This is a genomic window from Neisseria sp. P0019.S002, assembly GCF_051957155.1.
Taxonomy (GTDB): domain Bacteria; phylum Pseudomonadota; class Gammaproteobacteria; order Burkholderiales; family Neisseriaceae; genus Neisseria; species Neisseria perflava.
Genome location: NZ_JBQCWS010000019.1, coordinates 1 through 1,413, shown reverse-complemented (window position 1 = coordinate 1,413; position 1,413 = coordinate 1). Strand labels below are relative to the sequence as shown.

Annotated in this window: 3 protein-coding genes; all 3 read left to right on the top strand. The window is 51.7% G+C overall.

Annotated elements, in window-relative coordinates; translation table 11 throughout:
* Window positions 1-262, top strand: a 262-nt coding sequence (terL, locus tag ACTHTY_RS11270) for a phage terminase large subunit (RefSeq protein WP_440367691.1), incomplete at its 5' end; no start/stop codon positions are given.
* Window positions 263-307: 45 nt separating this feature from the next.
* Window positions 308-1,114 (top strand): integrase core domain-containing protein, encoded by an 807-nt coding sequence (locus ACTHTY_RS11265; RefSeq protein ID WP_440367689.1) that lies wholly within the window; start codon window positions 308-310, stop codon window positions 1,112-1,114.
* A 119-nt stretch (window positions 1,115-1,233) separates the two neighbouring features.
* Window positions 1,234-1,413: hypothetical protein (locus ACTHTY_RS11260; RefSeq protein ID WP_440367688.1), on the top strand; the 180-nt coding region annotated here is incomplete at its 3' end.

Sequence of the window (1,413 nt, the reverse complement as noted above, 5' to 3'; positions counted from 1 at the left end):
ATATTTAACCCGTCAATTGGCGGGTTTTTCTGTATCTGCCAGCCCTGAGTCGGGCGATAAGGTGACACGAGCCGAGCCATTCGCGGCACAGGTCAACATCGGTAATGTGATGGTGCTGGATGACGGCACATGGGATACAGATGCGCTGATTTCAGAAATGCGGATGTTCCCAAACGGTCAGCACGATGACCAAATCGACTGTTTGAGCCGTGCATTTAGTGAGCTATTGGACACCCGAACGGGCATGATTGATTACCTGTAGAAACTAGTAGCGTTGTTTACAGTATTTCCAGGAGAATACTGAAACATGAACATGCACAAAAACACCCGTCTCACCCCTCACCACCGCCAAGCCATTTGGCTGGCCTACACGCATTGGAAGGAAAGCGTAACCTCCCTGGCACGCCGCTACCAAGTCAGCCGCGTCACCATTTACCGCGCACTTAAAGCCGCAAGGGGCAGACTGCTCAAACCAAAAACCAGTACCAACAACCGTTTCAAACAGGCAAAGTACGGAATGAAACGCCTGGTCAAGGTAGAACGCGGCATTCAGGAAAAACTCAAAAGGCAGGCCAAACGCTACAATAAATCCTACCCCGGAGAGCTGGTACATCTCGATACCAAACGGCTGCCGCTGCTCAAAGGGCAGAAAGCCACCGATAAGCGGGATTACCTGTTTGTCGCCATCGACGATTTCTCAAGGGAGCTATACGCCGCCATTTTGCCGGACAAAAGCGCAGATAGTGCCGCCAAGTTTCTGACCGGACACCTGATTGATTCCTGCCCATACCTGATTGAGTGCGTTTACTCCGACAACGGTACGGAATATAAAGGCTCGGCCAACCATGCTTTCGGTGTAGCCTGTTATGAGAACGGGATTGGTCAAAAGTTTACCCGGGTTGCCCGTCCGCAGACCAACGGTAAGGCGGAACGGGTTATCCGCCCCCTGATGGAGATGTGGCATGAGAAACAGTTGTTTGACAGTCCGGAACACCGGCGAAAGGAGTTGTGCCGCTTTGTTAATTTCTATAACACTGTGAAGCCACACCGCAGTTTGAACGGCGATACGCCGTTTGAGGTCTTGCAGGCTTATTTTTCTCAACCTGTGGTGTAAACAACGCGACGATTTTCTACACATAAGGTATCCCCATATGCCGGTTTGGTTTTGAGGCCGTCTGAAAACAGCTTTTAGAGCAAAGCAAACAGAAATAACGGATTCACCGAACTTTTGCCATGTCGCGGCCGCCTTGCTTCATGCCGCATACCGCCAACGGCAGGCACACGCCCTCCACACTCAAACGGGACAACACCGTCCAAGTCCGCCTTCTGACGAAGCCTTCAGACGGCCTTACAGCCGTCTGCCGCCGACTGGCAAAAATCCGCCGTGATATGGATGAAACCATACAAAAAGGC

Bases quoted from the DNA above. Each gene is read 5' to 3' on its own strand.
- ACTHTY_RS11265 (WP_440367689.1), top strand. From the start codon at position 308: ATGAACATGCACAAAAACACCCGTCTCACCCCTCACCACCGCCAAGCC.